Genomic DNA, 15,741 nt, shown 5'->3' with positions numbered 1-15,741 from the left:
TGCACTCTGGCTCTCAGGCGCTGAAAATAGCGCCTGTTTTCTTTTCAGGCATATGGGGTCAACGTGGCGCAGGCGGAAGTATTGAATCAGGAATCGCTGGCTAAGCAGGTTTTACAAGAGACCTTCGGCTACCAGCAGTTTCGCCCGGGCCAGGAAACTATCATTGATACGGCGTTGGCCGGGCGCGATTGCCTGGTGGTGATGCCAACCGGCGGCGGCAAGTCGCTGTGTTATCAGGTTCCGGCGCTGGTACTGGGCGGTCTCACCGTCGTGGTGTCGCCGCTTATTTCCTTGATGAAGGACCAGGTCGATCAGCTGCTGGCTAACGGCGTGGCGGCGGCATGCCTGAACTCAACCCAGAGCCGGGAGCAGCAGCAGGAGGTGATGGCCGGCTGCCGCAGCGGGCAGATTCGCCTGCTGTATATCGCCCCGGAGCGCCTGATGCTGGATAACTTCCTTGAGCATCTTACGCACTGGAATCTGTCGATGGTGGCGGTAGACGAGGCGCACTGTATTTCCCAGTGGGGGCACGATTTCCGTCCGGAATACGCCGCGTTAGGGCAGCTGCGCCAGCGGATACCGCAAATCCCGTTTATGGCGCTGACCGCTACCGCCGATGACACGACGCGTCGCGACATTGTTCGCCTGCTGGATCTAAACGACCCGCTCATTCAGGTCAGCAGCTTCGACCGACCCAACATCCGCTATATGCTGATGGAGAAGTTTAAGCCGCTGGATCAGCTGATGCGCTACGTGCAGGATCAGCGCGGTAAGTCGGGCATTATCTACTGCAATAGCCGCTCAAAAGTGGAAGACACCGCCGCTCGCCTGCAAAGCCGCGGCATCAGCGCCGCGGCCTATCACGCCGGGCTGGAAAACCATATCCGCGCCGACGTGCAGGAGAAATTCCAGCGCGACGACCTGCAAATCGTGGTGGCGACGGTAGCCTTCGGTATGGGTATCAACAAACCGAACGTCCGTTTTGTGGTGCATTTCGATATCCCCCGCAATATTGAATCCTATTATCAGGAGACCGGGCGCGCCGGGCGCGATGGGCTGCCTGCCGAGGCGATGCTGTTTTACGATCCGGCGGATATGGCGTGGCTCCGACGCTGCCTTGAGGAGAAACCCGCCGGGCCGCTGCAGGACATTGAACGCCATAAGCTCAACGCGATGGGGGCCTTTGCCGAAGCGCAAACCTGCCGCCGTCTGGTGCTGCTCAACTACTTTGGCGAGGGGCGCCAGGAGCCCTGCGGCAACTGCGATATCTGCCTCGATCCGCCGAAACAGTACGACGGTTTAATGGACGCGCGTAAGGCGCTGTCGACGATTTACCGCGTCAATCAGCGCTTTGGTATGGGCTACGTGGTGGAAGTGCTGCGCGGCGCCAATAACCAGCGTATTCGCGATATGGGGCACGACAAGCTGCCGGTCTACGGCATTGGGCGCGAACAGAGCCACGAGCATTGGGTCAGCGTGATCCGTCAACTTATTCATTTAGGCCTGGTTACGCAGAATATAGCCCAGCACTCTGCACTACAGCTTACCGAGGCCGCGCGTCCGGTCCTGCGCGGCGACGTGACGCTACAGCTTGCCGTGCCGCGTATTGTGGCGCTGAAGCCGAAAGCGATGCAGAAATCCTTTGGCGGTAATTACGATCGCAAGCTGTTCGCCAAGCTGCGCAAACTGCGTAAGGCGATTGCCGACGAAGAGAATATCCCGCCCTACGTGGTGTTTAACGATGCGACGCTAATTGAAATGGCCGAGCAAACGCCGCTGACGGCCGGGGAGATGCTCAGCGTCAACGGCGTTGGCACGCGTAAGCTCGAGCGTTTTGGTAAAGAGTTTATGGCCCTGATCCGCGCGCACGTGGATGGCGATGATGAGTAGTCAGCCAGACGAAAAAGTGTAAATATAGTTTTCGTCCTGACTATTTCCCTGCGAGTTAATTATGTTGACGCTTTTTTTCACCGTGGCGCTGGTGCATATCATTGCGCTGATGAGTCCTGGCCCGGACTTCTTCTTTGTTTCACAAACCGCCGTTAGCCGCTCCCGCAAAGAGGCGATGATGGGCGTGCTGGGGATCACCTGCGGAGTAATGATATGGGCGGGCGTAGCGCTGCTCGGCCTGAACCTGATTATCGAGAAGATGGCCTGGCTGCATACCATTATTATGGTCGGCGGCGGCCTGTATCTGTGCTGGATGGGTTTCCAGATGCTGCGCGGCGCGCTGAAAAAAAGCGAAGCGGCAGCGGCGGTAGAGCCTCAGGTCGAACTGGCGCGCAGCGGCCGGAGCTTCCTGAAAGGGCTGCTGACCAATCTGGCTAACCCAAAAGCGATTATCTATTTTGGCTCCGTGTTCTCGCTGTTTGTCGGCGACAGCGTCAGTTCCGGCGCGCGCTGGGGGATTTTCCTGCTGATTGTTCTGGAGACGCTGGCCTGGTTTACGGTGGTCGCCAGCCTGTTCGCCCTACCGGGCATGCGCCGCGGCTATCAGCGGATGGCGAAGTGGATAGACGGCATTGCCGGTACTCTGTTTGCCGGGTTTGGTATTCACCTGATTATTTCGCGCTAAGCGTTCTGCGGCCCGCCCAAGGGTTATGGGCGGGCCGGATATTAATGACGCAGCTGCTGCAAATCGTCGGACGTCAGACCGGTCATTTCCATAACCGCAGTAGTATCAATGCCCCGCTCGAGCATGGCCTTTGCGACGTTAAGAAGCGCAGCGCGTTTGCCCTCTTTTATGCCTTCCTTAATGCCCTTCTGCATACCTTCCTCAAGCCACTTTTCTGCCAGAGTCATCAGTACACCTCCATGTTGCGGCACCCGCTGTGCCAGCTCATATAATAGCGGCCGAACATCCTGCTCTTCTCCCGCCTGGGCCATATATTTTATCAGTACGGTAATTTGTTGTCTGCTCATCTGTTCCAGCAACAGCAGGCTGGTGAGCTTGTCGACGAGCTCGGCCATATCGCGCTGCCATATATGCTTTTGTACCAGCGTCAGGGCCGCCATACTCCGGTGCTCCATGATTTCGTCATCGGGAATAACGGTGATGTCCACCAGCGGAAAGGCGGTGGAGTAAATCTGGCGCGCAGTATCCGGATCGGCAAAGTTCTCCAGCCAGTCCAGCGACCAGGGATAGGGGCTTCGCCGTCCCTGATAAAAAAGAATCGGGATCACCAGAGGTAGCGTTTTATGCCCTTCTTCTATGTGCCGCTGCATAGCAGCGATGGCATAGCGCATTAAACGAAACGCCATTAATTTATCTGGCGAACTTTGATGTTCAATCAGAACGTGAACATAGCCGCAACCACTGGTCGTTTCCAGAGAATAGAGGATATCGCTGTAGTAGGGGCGCAGATCATCTTCAATAAAGCTTCCTGACTCAAGGCGTAGGGTATCCCGTTTGCAAATTTGCATGAGTGAGGGGGGCAGATGGATCTCGATAAAATCCCGTGCGGTTTCCACACGGGAGAGAAAAGTTCTGAATACCGCATCGTGAGGGGTTGCCGCTTCCGCCATCGTTTTCGTCCATGAAGAAGAGAATCTGGCGGCATTCTGGCACTGGCGCTGCGAGTTCAACAGCGGGCAAAAAAATTATCTTTGTTCTTTGCCCGCCTGCTCGGCTGACGATGTCGCTATACCCGCAAAGCTAACGATAATTTGCGAGCGTGCTTCCATCCATCAGGCGTGGCGCGCGGAGGCCAGCAGGGCGCCGACCAGCATAAACAGCGATCCAAAAACCTTGTTTAGCGCCTTCATCTGTTTGGGCCCTTTGATCCACGCGGCGATGCGCTGCGCCAGCGTGGCGTAGCCAATCATCACGATAATATCGACCACGATGGTGGTGACGCCGAGCACGAGGTACTGCATCACCTGGGGCTGGTGCGGTACGATAAACTGCGGGAAGAGCGCGGCGAGGAACACGATGCTTTTTGGGTTGGTCAGGTTGACGAACACCGCGCGCTTAAAGAGTTTGCCGCGGCTCTGCGCTTGCGCAAGAGTATTCAGATCGAGAGAACCCGCGGCTCGCCACTGCTGAATGCCGAGCCAGATAAGATAAGCGGCGCCCGCCCATTTCAGGATTTCAAAGGCCAACAGCGAACGGGAAAAAAGCGTACCTAGGCCAACGCCCACCAGCACGATATGAATGCCGAGCCCGGTCTGTAGCCCGGCAATAGAAGCCGCCGCGCCGCGATAACCGTGGTTGATTGAGGTGGTCATGGTATTTATCGCCCCGGATCCCGGCGACAGGCTGAGAATAAGAGATGTCAGCAGATAGGCAAACCACCACTCGAACGTCATGAGAAACTCCCTGATTGTCTGTTTTTATGCCACAATACGCTATTGTGTAAGCATTGTGTGATGCACGATAAAAAAACGATTTTCAGCGGTTATCAGGGGTGTAAGCCCGATGTTTTTGCAGCAAAAGGACTGGGAAACACGAGAAAACGCGTTTGCGGCCTTTACCATGGGGCCACTGACCGATTTCTGGCGTCAGCGGGAAGAGGCTGAATTTACGGGCGTGGATAACGTTCCGGTGCGCTTTGTTCGCTTCTGCGCCAAAAGTCATGACCGGGTCGTGGTTATTTGTCCGGGTCGCATTGAAAGCTACGTTAAGTACGCCGAACTGGCTTACGATCTTTTCCGCAGCGGTTTTGACGTGATGATTATCGATCATCGCGGCCAGGGGCGCTCCGGACGCATGCTTTCAGATACCCACCGCGGGCACGTCGTTAATTTCAGCGATTACGTCGACGATCTCGCCGCGTTCTGGCAGCAGCAGGTGGCGCCCGGACGCTGGCGGAAACGGTTTATACTGGCCCACTCCATGGGCGGCGCCATTGCGACGCTATTTTTGCAGCGCTACCACCAGCATTGCGACGCGATGGCGCTCTGTGCGCCGATGTTCGGCATCGTTATGCGCCTGCCTGACTGGATGGTGCGCCATATTCTCGATTGGGCTGAGGGCCATCAGCGCATTCGTGAAGAGTATGCCCTCGGTACCGGCCGCTGGCGGGCGCTGCCCTTTGCGGTTAACGTACTGACGCACAGCCGTCAACGCTATCGCCGCAACCTGCGCTTTTACGCCGATGAGCCGCAGCTGCGGGTCGGCGGGCCGACGTTCCACTGGGTGCGCGAGGGGATCCTCGCCGGCGAAGAGGTGCTGGCCGGTGCGGAGAAAGACGTCACGCCAACATTATTGCTCCAGGCGGAAGAAGAGCGGGTGGTCGATAACCGTATGCACGATCGCTACTGTGAACTTCGCGCCGCTGGCGGTCATCCCTGTGAAGGGGATAAGCCGTTTGTCATAGAAGGGGCATACCATGAGATCCTTTTTGAAAAGGACGCAATGCGCTCGGTCGCGCTAAACGCTATCGTCGATTTTTTTGGTCGACACACTTAATCCGGCGAAACGCTCGTCGCCCTGCTTAGAGGTTAAAATTTTTATGTACCAGGTTGTTGCGTCTGATTTAGATGGCACGCTGCTTTCTCCCGATCACTGCTTAACTCCTTACGCCAAAGAGACGCTGAAGCTGCTTACCGCACGCGGTATCAACTTCGTGTTCGCGACCGGCCGCCACTACATCGATGTTGGGCAAATTCGCGATAATCTCGGCATTAAATCCTATATGATCACCTCGAACGGCGCTCGCGTGCACGATAGCGAAGGGAAGCAGATCTTCGCCCACAACCTTGACCGCGATATCGCCGCCGACCTGTTCGAAATGATGCGTAACGATCCGGCGATTGTGACCAACGTCTATCGTGAAGATGAGTGGTATATGAATCGCCATCGTCCGGAAGAGATGCGCTTCTTCAAAGAGGCGGTGTTTAACTACAAGCTGTACGAGCCGGGCGAGCTGGATCCTGAAGGGATCAGCAAAGTCTTTTTCACCTGCGATAAGCATGAGCATCTGCTGCCGCTGGAGCAGGCGATCAACGCCCGCTGGGGCGATCGGGTGAACGTGAGCTTCTCTACCGTTACCTGCCTCGAAGTGATGGCGGGCGGCGTGTCGAAAGGGCATGCGCTGGAGGCCGTGGCGAAGATGCTCGGCTATAGCCTGAAAGAGTGTATCGCCTTCGGCGACGGTATGAACGATGCGGAAATGCTGTCAATGGCGGGCAAGGGCTGCATTATGGCCAACGCGCACCAGCGGCTGAAAGACCTGCATCCTGAGCTGGAAGTGATCGGCAGCAACGTCGATGACGCCGTTCCCCACTACCTGCGTAAACTCTATCTTGACTAAAAAAGATTGACGATTGTTTAATTAATGAGCAGTCGTCAACCTATCACTCCGCTACAATGCGTGTTCTTTACTCTATGAGACATTCATTGTGGCGCTACTGATTATCACCACCATTCTGTGGGCCTTTTCCTTTAGCCTGTATGGCGAGTACCTGGCAGGCCACGTCGACAGCTATTTTGCGGTGCTGGCGCGCGTTGGCCTGGCGGCGCTGGTGTTTTTGCCCTTCCTGCGCACCCGCGGGCAGAGCCTGTCAACCATCGGCCTGTATATGCTGGTGGGGGCGATGCAGCTCGGCATTATGTATATGCTGAGTTTCCAGGCCTATCTGTACCTGACGGTATCGGAGCTTCTGCTGTTTACCGTCCTGACGCCGCTCTATATCACGCTGATTTACGATGTGATGAGCCGCCGTCGCCTGCGCTGGGGCTACGCCTGCAGCGCGCTGCTGGCGGTAATCGGCGCGGGCATCATCCGTTATGACCAGGTGACCAACCATTTCTGGACCGGTTTGACCCTGGTTCAACTCTCCAATATCAGCTTCGCGATTGGCATGGTGGGGTACAAGCGCCTGATGGAAACGCGTCCGATGCCGCAGCATAACGCCTTCGCCTGGTTCTACATCGGGGCGTTTCTGGTGGCGGCGGTTGCCTGGTCGATGCTGGGTAACGCGCAGAAAATGCCGGAAACTTCGCTACAGTGGGGCATCCTGGCCTTTCTTGGCGTGGCGGCATCCGGGATTGGTTACTTTATGTGGAACTACGGCGCCACCCAGGTGGATGCCGGTACGCTCGGCATCATGAACAATATGCACGTGCCTGCCGGGCTGCTGGTAAACCTGGCCATCTGGCAGACGCAGCCCCGCTGGCCGAGCTTTATTATTGGCGCTCTGGTGATCCTGGCCTCGCTATGGGTCCATCGACGCTGGGTCGCTCCGCACTCCGCACAAACGGTAAATGATCGCAAGCGTGGTTCCGCGCTGAGCGAATAAACGCCTCGGTAACCGGCTGGCGCTGCTCGCCGTCGCGCACCGCGGCGTACAGTCGGCTCCACAGTCCTTCGCCCAGGGTTTTGGTCACCACCAGGCCCTGGCGCTCAAAGCTTTCCACGACCCAGTGCGGCAGGGCGGCGATGCCCATTCGCGCCGCCACCATCTGAATTAACAGCAGCGTATTGTCGACGCTCTTCAGCTGCGGGCTAATCCCGGCAGGCTGCAGGAAGTGACGCCAGATATCCAGACGTGCGCGCTGGACCGGATAAATCAGCAGCATTTCAGTCGCTAAATCCTCGGGCGCGATGCGCGCCTTTGTCGCCAGCGGATGATCCGGCGCCATCACCAGGCGCACTTCGAAATCAAACATTGGCGAATAGTGCAGGCCGCTGCGCGGCAGGATATCGGAGGTCATCACCAGATCCAGCTCGCCCTGCTGCAGGCCCGGCTGCGGGTCGAAGATCACCCCGGACTGAAAGTCCACCTCTACATGCGGCCAGCGGGCGCGGAAACTCTCCAGCGCCGGCGTGAGCCACTGAATACAGCTATGGCATTCGATGGCGATACGCAGCCGGGTTTGCTGCGGCTCATTGCAATCCTGCAGGGCGCGGCTGATTTGCGGCAGGACCTGATTGGCCAGCTGCAGCAGGATCTCTCCCTGCGGCGTAAAGCGCAGCGGCTGACTTTTACGTACAAACAGACGGAAGCCGAGGCGCTGTTCCAGATCGCTGAACTGGTGGGACAAGGCGGATTGGGTCTGGTGCAGGGCCGCCGCCGCGCCTGCCAGAGAGCCGCTATTCCGCAACGCCTGGAGCGTTTTCAGGTGTTTAATTTCGATCATGAAAGTCCTTCACTTCGGCATGAATAATTTGCGCTTGAGGAATATACAGTAACTGCCAATTATGGATGTGTAAACATCTGGACGTCTAAATCCTTTATCTTTCGAATTTATGGCAGCGTTGGCTGCACTTCCTCACCCCAGTCACTTACTTCAGTAAGCTCCTGGGGATGAGCAAGTTTGCCGCCTTCCCTAAATCCGAAATCTTTCGGATTGCAATTATGAGGCTCAAAAAATGACAATTATTAACCACACCCTCGGTTTCCCTCGCATTGGCCTGCGCCGCGAGCTGAAGAAAGCGCAAGAAAGCTACTGGGCGGGCAATACCAGCCGCGAAGAACTGCTGGCCGTTGGCCGCGAACTGCGCGCTCGCCACTGGGAGCAGCAGAAGCAGGCGGGCATTGACCTGCTACCGGTGGGCGATTTCGCCTGGTACGACCATGTTCTGACCACCAGCCTGTGGCTTGGCAACGTGCCGGCTCGTCATCAGAACAAAGACGGCTCCGTTGATATCGATACCCTTTTTCGCATAGGCCGCGGCCGCGCGCCGACCGGCGAACCGGCCGCGGCGGCGGAAATGACCAAATGGTTTAACACTAACTACCACTACATAGTGCCGGAATTTGTGAAGGGCCAGCAGTTCAAACTGAGCTGGACCCAGCTGTTGGATGAGGTGGACGAAGCGCTGGCGCTGGGCCACAAAGTGAAGCCCGTTCTACTTGGGCCAGTCACCTATCTGTGGCTTGGTAAGGTGAAAGGCGAGTCGTTCGATCGTCTGAACCTGCTGCACGATATTCTGCCGGTTTACCAGCAGGTGCTGGCGGAGCTGGTAAAACGCGGCGTTGAGTGGGTGCAGATTGATGAACCGGCGCTGGTGCTCGAGCTGCCGCAGGCGTGGCTGGATGCCTTCAAACCGGCTTACGCGGCCCTTAGCGGTCAGCTTAAGCTGCTGCTGACTACCTACTTTGAAGGCATTACCGATAACCTCGACACCATTACCGCACTGCCGGTACAGGGCCTGCATGTGGATCTGGTCCACGGCCAGGACGATGTCGCCGAACTGCATAAGCGCCTGCCTGCCGACTGGCTGCTCTCCGCGGGGCTGATCAACGGCCGCAACGTCTGGCGCGCCGATCTGAGCGAGAAATACGCGCAGGTTAAAGATATCGTCGGCAAACGTGAACTGTGGGTAGCCTCTTCCTGCTCCCTGCTGCACAGCCCGATCGATCTGAACGTGGAAACGCGGCTCGATGCCGAAGTGAAGAGCTGGTTTGCCTTCGCCCTGCAAAAATGCCGGGAGCTGGCGCTGCTGCGCGATGCGCTGAACAGCGGCGACACCGCGGCGATTGCTGACTGGAGCGCGCCGATCCAGGCACGTCGCCAGTCAACCCGCGTGCACAACTCTGCGGTAGAGAAGCGTCTGGCGGCCATTACCGCTCAGGACAGCCAGCGCCAAAGCGTCTACGAAGTTCGCGCCGAAGCGCAGCGCGCCCGCTTTAAGCTGCCGGCCTGGCCAACCACCACCATCGGCTCCTTCCCCCAGACCACCGAGATCCGCGGCCTGCGTCTGGACTTCAAAAAGGGAAATCTCGACGCTAACCGTTACCGCACCGGCATCGCCGAACACATTAAGCAGGCGATCGTTGAGCAGGAGCGACTGGGGCTGGACGTGCTGGTACACGGTGAAGCCGAGCGTAACGATATGGTGGAATACTTCGGCGAACACCTGGACGGCTTTATTTTCACGCAGAACGGCTGGGTACAGAGCTACGGCTCCCGCTGCGTCAAACCGCCGGTGGTCATCGGCGATATCAGCCGCCCGGAGGCGATCACCGTCGAGTGGGCAAAATACGCTCAGTCCCTGACCGACAAACCGGTAAAAGGCATGCTGACCGGCCCGGTGACCATTCTTTGCTGGTCCTTCCCGCGTGAGGACGTCAGCCGTGAAACGATTGCGAAACAGATAGCCCTCGCGCTGCGCGATGAAGTGGCGGATCTGGAAGCCGCCGGTATCGGTATCATCCAGATCGACGAACCGGCCCTGCGGGAAGGCCTGCCGCTGAAGCGTAGCGATTGGGATGCGTATCTGGCATGGGGGGTGGAAGCTTTCCGCATCAATGCCGCGGTGGCGAAAGACGACACGCAGATCCACACCCATATGTGCTATTGCGAGTTCAACGACATCATGGATTCCATCGCCGCGCTGGATGCGGACGTGATTACCATCGAAACCTCGCGCTCTGATATGGAGCTGCTGGAGTCGTTCGAAGCGTTCGACTACCCGAATGAAATCGGGCCGGGCGTGTACGACATTCACTCCCCGAACGTGCCGAGCGTGGAGTGGATTGAAGCGCTGCTGGAAAAAGCCGCGCAGCGTATCCCGGCAGAGCGCCTGTGGGTGAACCCGGACTGCGGCCTGAAAACCCGCGGCTGGACGGAAACGCGCGCCGCGCTGGCCAACATGGTCAAGGCCGCGCAAAACCTGCGCCAGGCGTAATATAAATCACACTTGTGGGAGGCCCCGGCCTCCTTTTTTGGTTTCTTCTCTTCGCTGGCAAAACCGAATGTGAAGAACTGTTCGGCGTGAGGCGGCAGCGTCTGGATAACGTCCACCCGCTCCCGGCTGTTGCTCAGGACGGATGTCTTTGACTACAGTTAAGCGTTCCCTGAACCGAAGCTGTGATAACTCTCCTGAGGTGAAAGATGATTGAACACCACGATCAAAAAGGGTATTTGCGTTTTGCCATTAATCTGGGTAATCCGGTGCTTACGACACTGCTGCCGGATGGGTCTCCGGGGGGGATTACCGTCGAGCTGGCAAAGAAACTGGCTGCAGAGAGCCAGCGCGAAGCGCGGTTTGTGACCTGGCCGACGGCCGGGCAGGTAGTGGACGCGGCGCTGCAGGATCAATGGGATATCGCCTTTCTGGCTATCGACCCGGCGCGGGAAGATAAGCTTCGCTTTACGCCATCCTACGTCACTATCGAAAGCTCGCTGATGGTGAAAAAAGAGAGCCAGATTCAATCGGTTCAGGAGATGGACCGCGCAGGCGTGGTAATTAACGTGGGCAAAGGCGCGGCCTACGAGCTGTATCTGATTCGCACGCTGCAGCATGCGACGATGCGCCAGTACGCCACCTCACAGGAGGCTATTCAGGCGTTTATCAACGGCGAAGGCGATTGGGTGGCCGGTATTCGCCAGCCTCTGGAGAAAGCCGCGCAGGAGAATCCGCAGTTTCGCGTTCTGCCCGACAGCTTTAGCCAGATACACCAGGCGATATGCGTACCGCGCAATGCGACGCAGCACTATGAATTTATTTGCCGCCGCCTCTCTTCCTGGATAGCGGACGGTACTATTGCCGGGATGGTGAGCCGCCATATCGGCAATAGCTGATCGTTAACCGCGCTTACCGCCATACTGCGCAAACCAGGCCAGCATCCGCTGCCAGCCGTCTTTTGCCGACTCTTCATGATAGCTGGCGCGATAGTCGGCATTAAATGCGTGGTCGGCGTGCGGGTAAACCACGATTTCCGCCGTGGCGTTGGCCGCCCGCAGCGCCTGACGCATCGTTTCCACCGTGTCCTGCGGGATGCTGTCATCTTTCGCGCCATAAAGCCCTAACACCGGCGCGTTAAGATCGACGGCAATATCGACCGGATGCTTCGGCGAATTCAGCGTTTTCTCGCCGACCAGCTTGCCGTACCAGGCGATGGCGGCTTTTAACTGCGGATTATGTGCAGCGTACAGCCAGGTAATACGCCCGCCCCAGCAGAAGCCGGTAATCAGCAAGCGATGGGCATCGCCGCCGTGGCGGTAGGCCCAACTGGCCACGTGATCGAGGTCGGCCAGCACCTGAGAATCCGGCACCTTTTTGACCAGTCCCTGGAACAGAGAAGGGATGTCGCTGTAATCATTAGGATCGCCCTGGCGGAAGTAGAGCTCCGGTGCGATAGCCAGATACCCCTCCTTTGCCAGACGGCGGCAGATATCGCGGATATGTTCATGCACGCCGAAAATTTCCTGGACCACGATAACGACCGGCAGCGGACCGTCGACGCCGCGCGGGCGAGCATGGAACGCCGGCATGTTGTCTCCCTGTGAAGGGATGGATGTCTCCCCGGAGACGATGTTCTCATCTGATGTGTGAACGGCAGTTGAGGCGTGCGGCGTGGCTGCAGGTGCAAAGCCGGTTTGCTTAATTGTCGTCATGGTATTCTCCGTACCCTCAATTTATTAGCGCATCAATAACTATAGCTGCTCTGGACAGGACGTTAATCAAACACAGTGCCCGAAACAGGCTATCTTTTGTTCAGGCTTCTGCGATTTAGCTTGTTAATGTGATGTATATCACTCTTTTATGGAAAGTTATTGCAATGAATTTCATTCATGGTGATTGTGGTCACAAAATTGAGCCGACAGCTTCTGTAAAGTACCGTTTTGCTTCTGCTGATAATTCGACCCACAGAGGAGTTTTTTATGTCCAAGTCTGATGTTTTTCATCTCGGCCTCACCAAAAACGATTTACAAGGGGCTACGCTGGCTATCGTCCCTGGCGATCCGGAGCGTGTGGAAAAGATCGCCGCGCTGATGGATAAGCCGGTTAAGCTGGCATCTCACCGTGAATTCACCACCTGGCGCGCTGAGCTGGATGGTAAAGCAGTGATTGTCTGCTCTACCGGTATCGGCGGCCCATCGACCTCTATCGCCGTGGAAGAGCTGGCCCAGCTGGGCATCCGTACCTTCCTGCGCATCGGCACCACCGGCGCCATTCAGCCGCATATTAATGTCGGCGACGTTCTGGTGACGACCGCGTCCGTCCGTCTGGACGGCGCAAGCCTGCACTTTGCGCCAATGGAGTTCCCGGCGGTGGCTGACTTTGAATGTACTACCGCGCTGGTTGAAGCGGCGAAGTCTATCGGCGCGACCACCCATATCGGTGTCACCGCCTCTTCCGACACCTTCTATCCGGGCCAGGAACGTTACGATACCTTCTCCGGCCGCGTTGTTAGCCGCTTTAAAGGCTCGATGGAAGAGTGGCAGGCGATGGGCGTGATGAACTATGAAATGGAATCCGCCACGCTGCTGACGATGTGCGCCAGCCAGGGCCTGCGCGCCGGGATGGTTGCCGGAGTTATCGTCAACCGTACCCAGCAGGAAATTCCGAACGCGGAAACCATGAAGCAAACCGAAAGCCACGCGGTGAAAATTGTCGTGGAAGCGGCGCGCCGCCTGCTGTAGTTACCCTTTCTTCTGCCAGGGGTCGGACTCTCCGGCCCTTCTTTTTTGCGTAGCGCCTCGCAGGAAAACCCTTTCAAACTGGACGTTTGTACAGCACAATTCTATTTTGTGCCGTAAGTCGTTGCCGCAGGGGGCGTTGTGGATATCTCAATTATTATTAGTGCCGTTGTGGCGCTGGCCGTCGGGCTGATTGTCGGCTGGCTGGCGACCAAAGCGCACGCCGATCAAATTCGCGCCGATCTTATCGATGAGCGGCGCGAGCTGGATATTGAGCTGAGCGCGGCCCGCCAACGTCTGGTGCAGGAGTCACACTGGCGAGAAGAGTGTGAACTGCTCAATAACGAACTGCGCAGCCTGCGCGATATCAACGCCTCGCTGGAAGCCGATCTTCGCGAAGTGACCACCCGACTTGAATCCACTCAGCTGCATGCGGAAGACAAAATTCGCCAGATGGTGAACAGCGAGCAGCGTCTTAGCGAACAGTTTGAGAATCTGGCAAATCGCATTTTTGAGCACAGCAACCGGCGGGTGGATGAGCAGAATCGCCAGAGCCTGCACGGCCTGCTGACGCCGCTTCGCGAACAGCTGGATGGCTTTCGTCGGCAGGTGCAGGATAGCTTTGGTCAGGAAGCGCGGGAGCGCCATACTCTGGCCCATGAAATCCGCAATCTTCAGCAGCTGAATGCGCAAATGGCCCAGGAGGCGCTAAACCTGACGCGCGCGCTCAAAGGCGATAACAAAACCCAGGGCAACTGGGGCGAGGTGGTGTTGACCCGCGTGCTGGAAGCGTCCGGACTGCGGGAAGGATATGAATATCAGACCCAGGTCAGCATCGAAACGGACAACCGCGCGCGGATGCAGCCCGATGTGATTGTCCGTTTACCGCAGGGGAAAGACGTGGTGATCGATGCCAAGATGACCCTGGTGGCCTATGAGCGCTATTTCAACGCCGAAGATGATTACACCCGTGAAGCGGCGCTGCAGGAGCATATCGCTTCGGTACGCAACCATATGCGCCTGCTGGGGCGTAAAGACTACCAGCAGCTGCCGGGGCTGCGTTCGCTCGACTACGTTCTGATGTTTATCCCGGTGGAGCCCGCCTTCCTGCTGGCTATCGATCGTCAGCCAGAACTCATTAGCGAAGCGCTGAAGAACAACATCATGCTGGTGAGCCCAACCACGCTGCTGGTGGCGCTGCGGACTATCGCCAATCTCTGGCGCTATGAGCATCAGAGCCGTAACGCGCAGAAAATTGCCGAAAGAGCGGGGCGGCTGTATGACAAGATGCGCCTGTTTGTCGATGATATGTCCGCCATCGGACAGGGCCTGGATAAAGCTCAGGATAACTACCGCCAGGCGATGAAAAAGCTCGCCTCCGGACGAGGTAACCTGCTGGTACAGGCGGAATCATTCCGTGAGCTGGGCGTGGAGGTTAAGCGTGAGATTAATCCTGAGTTAGTTGAACAGGCGACGGCCCAGGATGAAGAATACCGCCTTGCGCAGGGGGGTAACCCGCCGGAAGATAACGATATTTCATCCGATCCTACGGCTACTGCCATGTTTGGGGGCGGCTCCCGGCCACGTTGAAGCGTATGGGAAGTGCGCTAAACCTGTTACACTCAACGAACATTTTCTTGATAAGCAAGCAGGCATTGAGATGGTTGAGGATTCACAAGAAACGACGCATTTTGGCTTTCAGACTGTCGCCAAAGAGCAGAAAGCTGACATGGTGGCGCATGTATTTCATTCTGTGGCCGCAAAATATGACGTAATGAACGACCTGATGTCGTTCGGTATTCATCGTTTGTGGAAGCGTTTCACCATCGACTGCAGCGGCGTCCGCCGCGGGCAAACCGTATTGGATCTGGCTGGTGGTACCGGCGATCTGACGGCGAAATTCTCTCGCCTGGTGGGTGAAACCGGCCGCGTGATGCTGGCGGACATCAACGACTCTATGCTGAAAATGGGCCGCGAAAAGCTGCGTAACATTGGTATTGTCGGCAACGTGGAATACGTCCAGGCAAACGCTGAAGCGCTGCCTTTTGCAGACAACACCTTTGATTGCATTACGATTTCTTTCGGTCTGCGTAACGTGACCGACAAAGAAAAAGCGCTGCGCTCAATGTATCGCGTATTAAAGCCGGGCGGCCGCCTGCTGGTGCTGGAATTCTCAAAACCGATTATTGAGCCGCTCAGTAAAGCCTACGATGCCTATTCCTTCCATATCCTGCCGCGCGTGGGTGAGCTGGTTGCTAAAGATGCCGAAAGCTATCGTTATCTTGCTGAATCTATTCGAATGCATCCCGATCAGGACACGCTGAAAGGCATGATGCAGGACGCAGGGTTTGAAAGCGTCGACTACTACAACCTGACGGCAGGTATCGTTGCGCTACACCGCGGATATAAGTTCTGACAGGAGGGAC

14 protein-coding genes are annotated in these 15,741 nt (G+C 57.1%); 10 read left to right on the top strand and 4 right to left on the bottom strand.

What is annotated here, in order from left to right; all coding sequences use genetic code 11:
* Positions 1-63 precede the first annotated feature (63 nt).
* Positions 64-1,890 (top strand): ATP-dependent DNA helicase RecQ, encoded by a 1,827-nt coding sequence (gene recQ / locus ABLV30_RS19090; protein ID WP_004097570.1) that lies wholly within the window; start codon positions 64-66, stop codon positions 1,888-1,890.
* A 61-nt stretch (positions 1,891-1,951) separates the two neighbouring features.
* Positions 1,952-2,575, top strand: coding sequence for a threonine export protein RhtC (rhtC, locus tag ABLV30_RS19085; RefSeq protein ID WP_025108400.1), 624 nt, complete (start codon positions 1,952-1,954; stop codon positions 2,573-2,575).
* Positions 2,576-2,616: 41 nt separating this feature from the next.
* On the opposite strand, the gene ABLV30_RS19080 is transcribed toward rhtC, so the two are convergent.
* Both ABLV30_RS19080 and rhtB read right to left on the bottom strand, forming a co-directional pair.
* A complete protein-coding gene (locus ABLV30_RS19080; protein WP_265802084.1) occupies positions 2,617-3,525 on the bottom strand; it encodes an Rpn family recombination-promoting nuclease/putative transposase in 909 nt (302 codons plus the stop codon).
* A gap of 162 nt (positions 3,526-3,687) precedes the next feature.
* Positions 3,688-4,308, bottom strand: coding sequence for a homoserine/homoserine lactone efflux protein (rhtB, locus tag ABLV30_RS19075; RefSeq protein ID WP_014227472.1), 621 nt, complete (start codon positions 4,306-4,308; stop codon positions 3,688-3,690).
* Positions 4,309-4,417: 109 nt separating this feature from the next.
* Here rhtB and pldB point away from each other — a divergent pair, with 109 nt between their 5' ends.
* The 3 genes from pldB (at position 4,418) to ABLV30_RS19060 (ending at position 7,242) form a co-directional block, all read left to right on the top strand.
* On the top strand, positions 4,418-5,410 hold the full coding sequence (gene pldB / locus ABLV30_RS19070) for a lysophospholipase L2 (protein WP_004097574.1): 993 nt from the start codon (positions 4,418-4,420) through the stop codon (positions 5,408-5,410).
* 43 nt (positions 5,411-5,453) lie between these two features.
* Positions 5,454-6,254 (top strand): sugar/pyridoxal phosphate phosphatase YigL, encoded by an 801-nt coding sequence (yigL, locus tag ABLV30_RS19065; protein WP_025108397.1) that lies wholly within the window; start codon positions 5,454-5,456, stop codon positions 6,252-6,254.
* 88 nt (positions 6,255-6,342) lie between these two features.
* A complete protein-coding gene (locus tag ABLV30_RS19060) occupies positions 6,343-7,242 on the top strand; it encodes a carboxylate/amino acid/amine transporter (protein WP_032747372.1) in 900 nt (299 codons plus the stop codon).
* Here the strand turns inward: ABLV30_RS19060 and metR are convergent.
* Positions 7,130-8,083: an HTH-type transcriptional regulator MetR gene (gene metR / locus ABLV30_RS19055; RefSeq protein ID WP_004097578.1), complete on the bottom strand. Its 954-nt coding sequence runs from the start codon at positions 8,081-8,083 to the stop codon at positions 7,130-7,132. The two genes, ABLV30_RS19060 and metR, sit on opposite strands and share 113 nt — an antisense overlap.
* A 232-nt stretch (positions 8,084-8,315) precedes the next feature.
* On the opposite strand from metR, the gene metE reads away from it, so the two are divergent.
* Together metE and ABLV30_RS19045 are read left to right on the top strand one after the other, a co-directional pair.
* Positions 8,316-10,577, top strand: coding sequence for a 5-methyltetrahydropteroyltriglutamate--homocysteine S-methyltransferase (gene metE, locus ABLV30_RS19050; protein WP_219557777.1), 2,262 nt, complete (start codon positions 8,316-8,318; stop codon positions 10,575-10,577).
* 206 nt (positions 10,578-10,783) lie between these two features.
* Entirely contained in the window at positions 10,784-11,473 is a 690-nt protein-coding gene (locus ABLV30_RS19045) for a transporter substrate-binding domain-containing protein (RefSeq protein ID WP_025108394.1), read from the top strand.
* A gap of 3 nt (positions 11,474-11,476) precedes the next feature.
* On the opposite strand, the gene ABLV30_RS19040 is transcribed toward ABLV30_RS19045, so the two are convergent.
* Complete coding sequence (locus ABLV30_RS19040; RefSeq protein WP_265802088.1) at positions 11,477-12,289, bottom strand: dienelactone hydrolase family protein; 813 nt, start codon at positions 12,287-12,289, stop codon at positions 11,477-11,479.
* A 267-nt stretch (positions 12,290-12,556) separates the two neighbouring features.
* Between ABLV30_RS19040 and udp the strand changes: the two genes are divergently transcribed.
* The 3 genes from udp (at position 12,557) to ubiE (ending at position 15,731) form a co-directional block, all read left to right on the top strand.
* Positions 12,557-13,318, top strand: a complete 762-nt coding sequence (gene udp / locus ABLV30_RS19035; protein ID WP_004097583.1) for a uridine phosphorylase — start codon at positions 12,557-12,559, stop codon at positions 13,316-13,318.
* Positions 13,319-13,456: 138 nt separating this feature from the next.
* On the top strand, positions 13,457-14,905 hold the full coding sequence (gene rmuC, locus ABLV30_RS19030; protein WP_046878124.1) for a DNA recombination protein RmuC: 1,449 nt from the start codon (positions 13,457-13,459) through the stop codon (positions 14,903-14,905).
* Positions 14,906-14,975: 70 nt separating this feature from the next.
* Positions 14,976-15,731, top strand: a complete 756-nt coding sequence (gene ubiE / locus ABLV30_RS19025) for a bifunctional demethylmenaquinone methyltransferase/2-methoxy-6-polyprenyl-1,4-benzoquinol methylase UbiE (protein ID WP_004097585.1) — start codon at positions 14,976-14,978, stop codon at positions 15,729-15,731.
* Positions 15,732-15,741 lie beyond the last annotated feature (10 nt).

Origin of the sequence: Klebsiella sp. CN_Kp113, from assembly GCF_040064585.1 — a bacterium.
Taxonomy (GTDB): Bacteria; Pseudomonadota; Gammaproteobacteria; order Enterobacterales; family Enterobacteriaceae; genus Klebsiella; species Klebsiella michiganensis.
Note: the sequence above shows the minus strand (reverse complement) of the source record. Positions and strands in the feature narration are given on the sequence as shown.

What these genes read in the sequence shown, in the direction of transcription:
- rhtC (WP_025108400.1), top strand. Translation starts at nt 1,952, where the DNA reads ATGTTGACGCTTTTTTTCACCGTGGCGCTGGTGCATATCATTGCGCTG.
- ABLV30_RS19080 (WP_265802084.1), bottom strand. Translation starts at nt 3,525, where the DNA reads ATGGCGGAAGCGGCAACCCCTCACGATGCGGTATTCAGAACTTTTCTC.
- rhtB (WP_014227472.1), bottom strand. Translation starts at nt 4,308, where the DNA reads ATGACGTTCGAGTGGTGGTTTGCCTATCTGCTGACATCTCTTATTCTC.
- pldB (WP_004097574.1), top strand. Translation starts at nt 4,418, where the DNA reads ATGTTTTTGCAGCAAAAGGACTGGGAAACACGAGAAAACGCGTTTGCG.
- yigL (WP_025108397.1), top strand. Translation starts at nt 5,454, where the DNA reads ATGTACCAGGTTGTTGCGTCTGATTTAGATGGCACGCTGCTTTCTCCC.
- metR (WP_004097578.1), bottom strand. Translation starts at nt 8,083, where the DNA reads ATGATCGAAATTAAACACCTGAAAACGCTCCAGGCGTTGCGGAATAGC.
- metE (WP_219557777.1), top strand. Translation starts at nt 8,316, where the DNA reads ATGACAATTATTAACCACACCCTCGGTTTCCCTCGCATTGGCCTGCGC.
- ABLV30_RS19045 (WP_025108394.1), top strand. Translation starts at nt 10,784, where the DNA reads ATGATTGAACACCACGATCAAAAAGGGTATTTGCGTTTTGCCATTAAT.
- ABLV30_RS19040 (WP_265802088.1), bottom strand. Translation starts at nt 12,289, where the DNA reads ATGACGACAATTAAGCAAACCGGCTTTGCACCTGCAGCCACGCCGCAC.
- udp (WP_004097583.1), top strand. Translation starts at nt 12,557, where the DNA reads ATGTCCAAGTCTGATGTTTTTCATCTCGGCCTCACCAAAAACGATTTA.
- ubiE (WP_004097585.1), top strand. Translation starts at nt 14,976, where the DNA reads ATGGTTGAGGATTCACAAGAAACGACGCATTTTGGCTTTCAGACTGTC.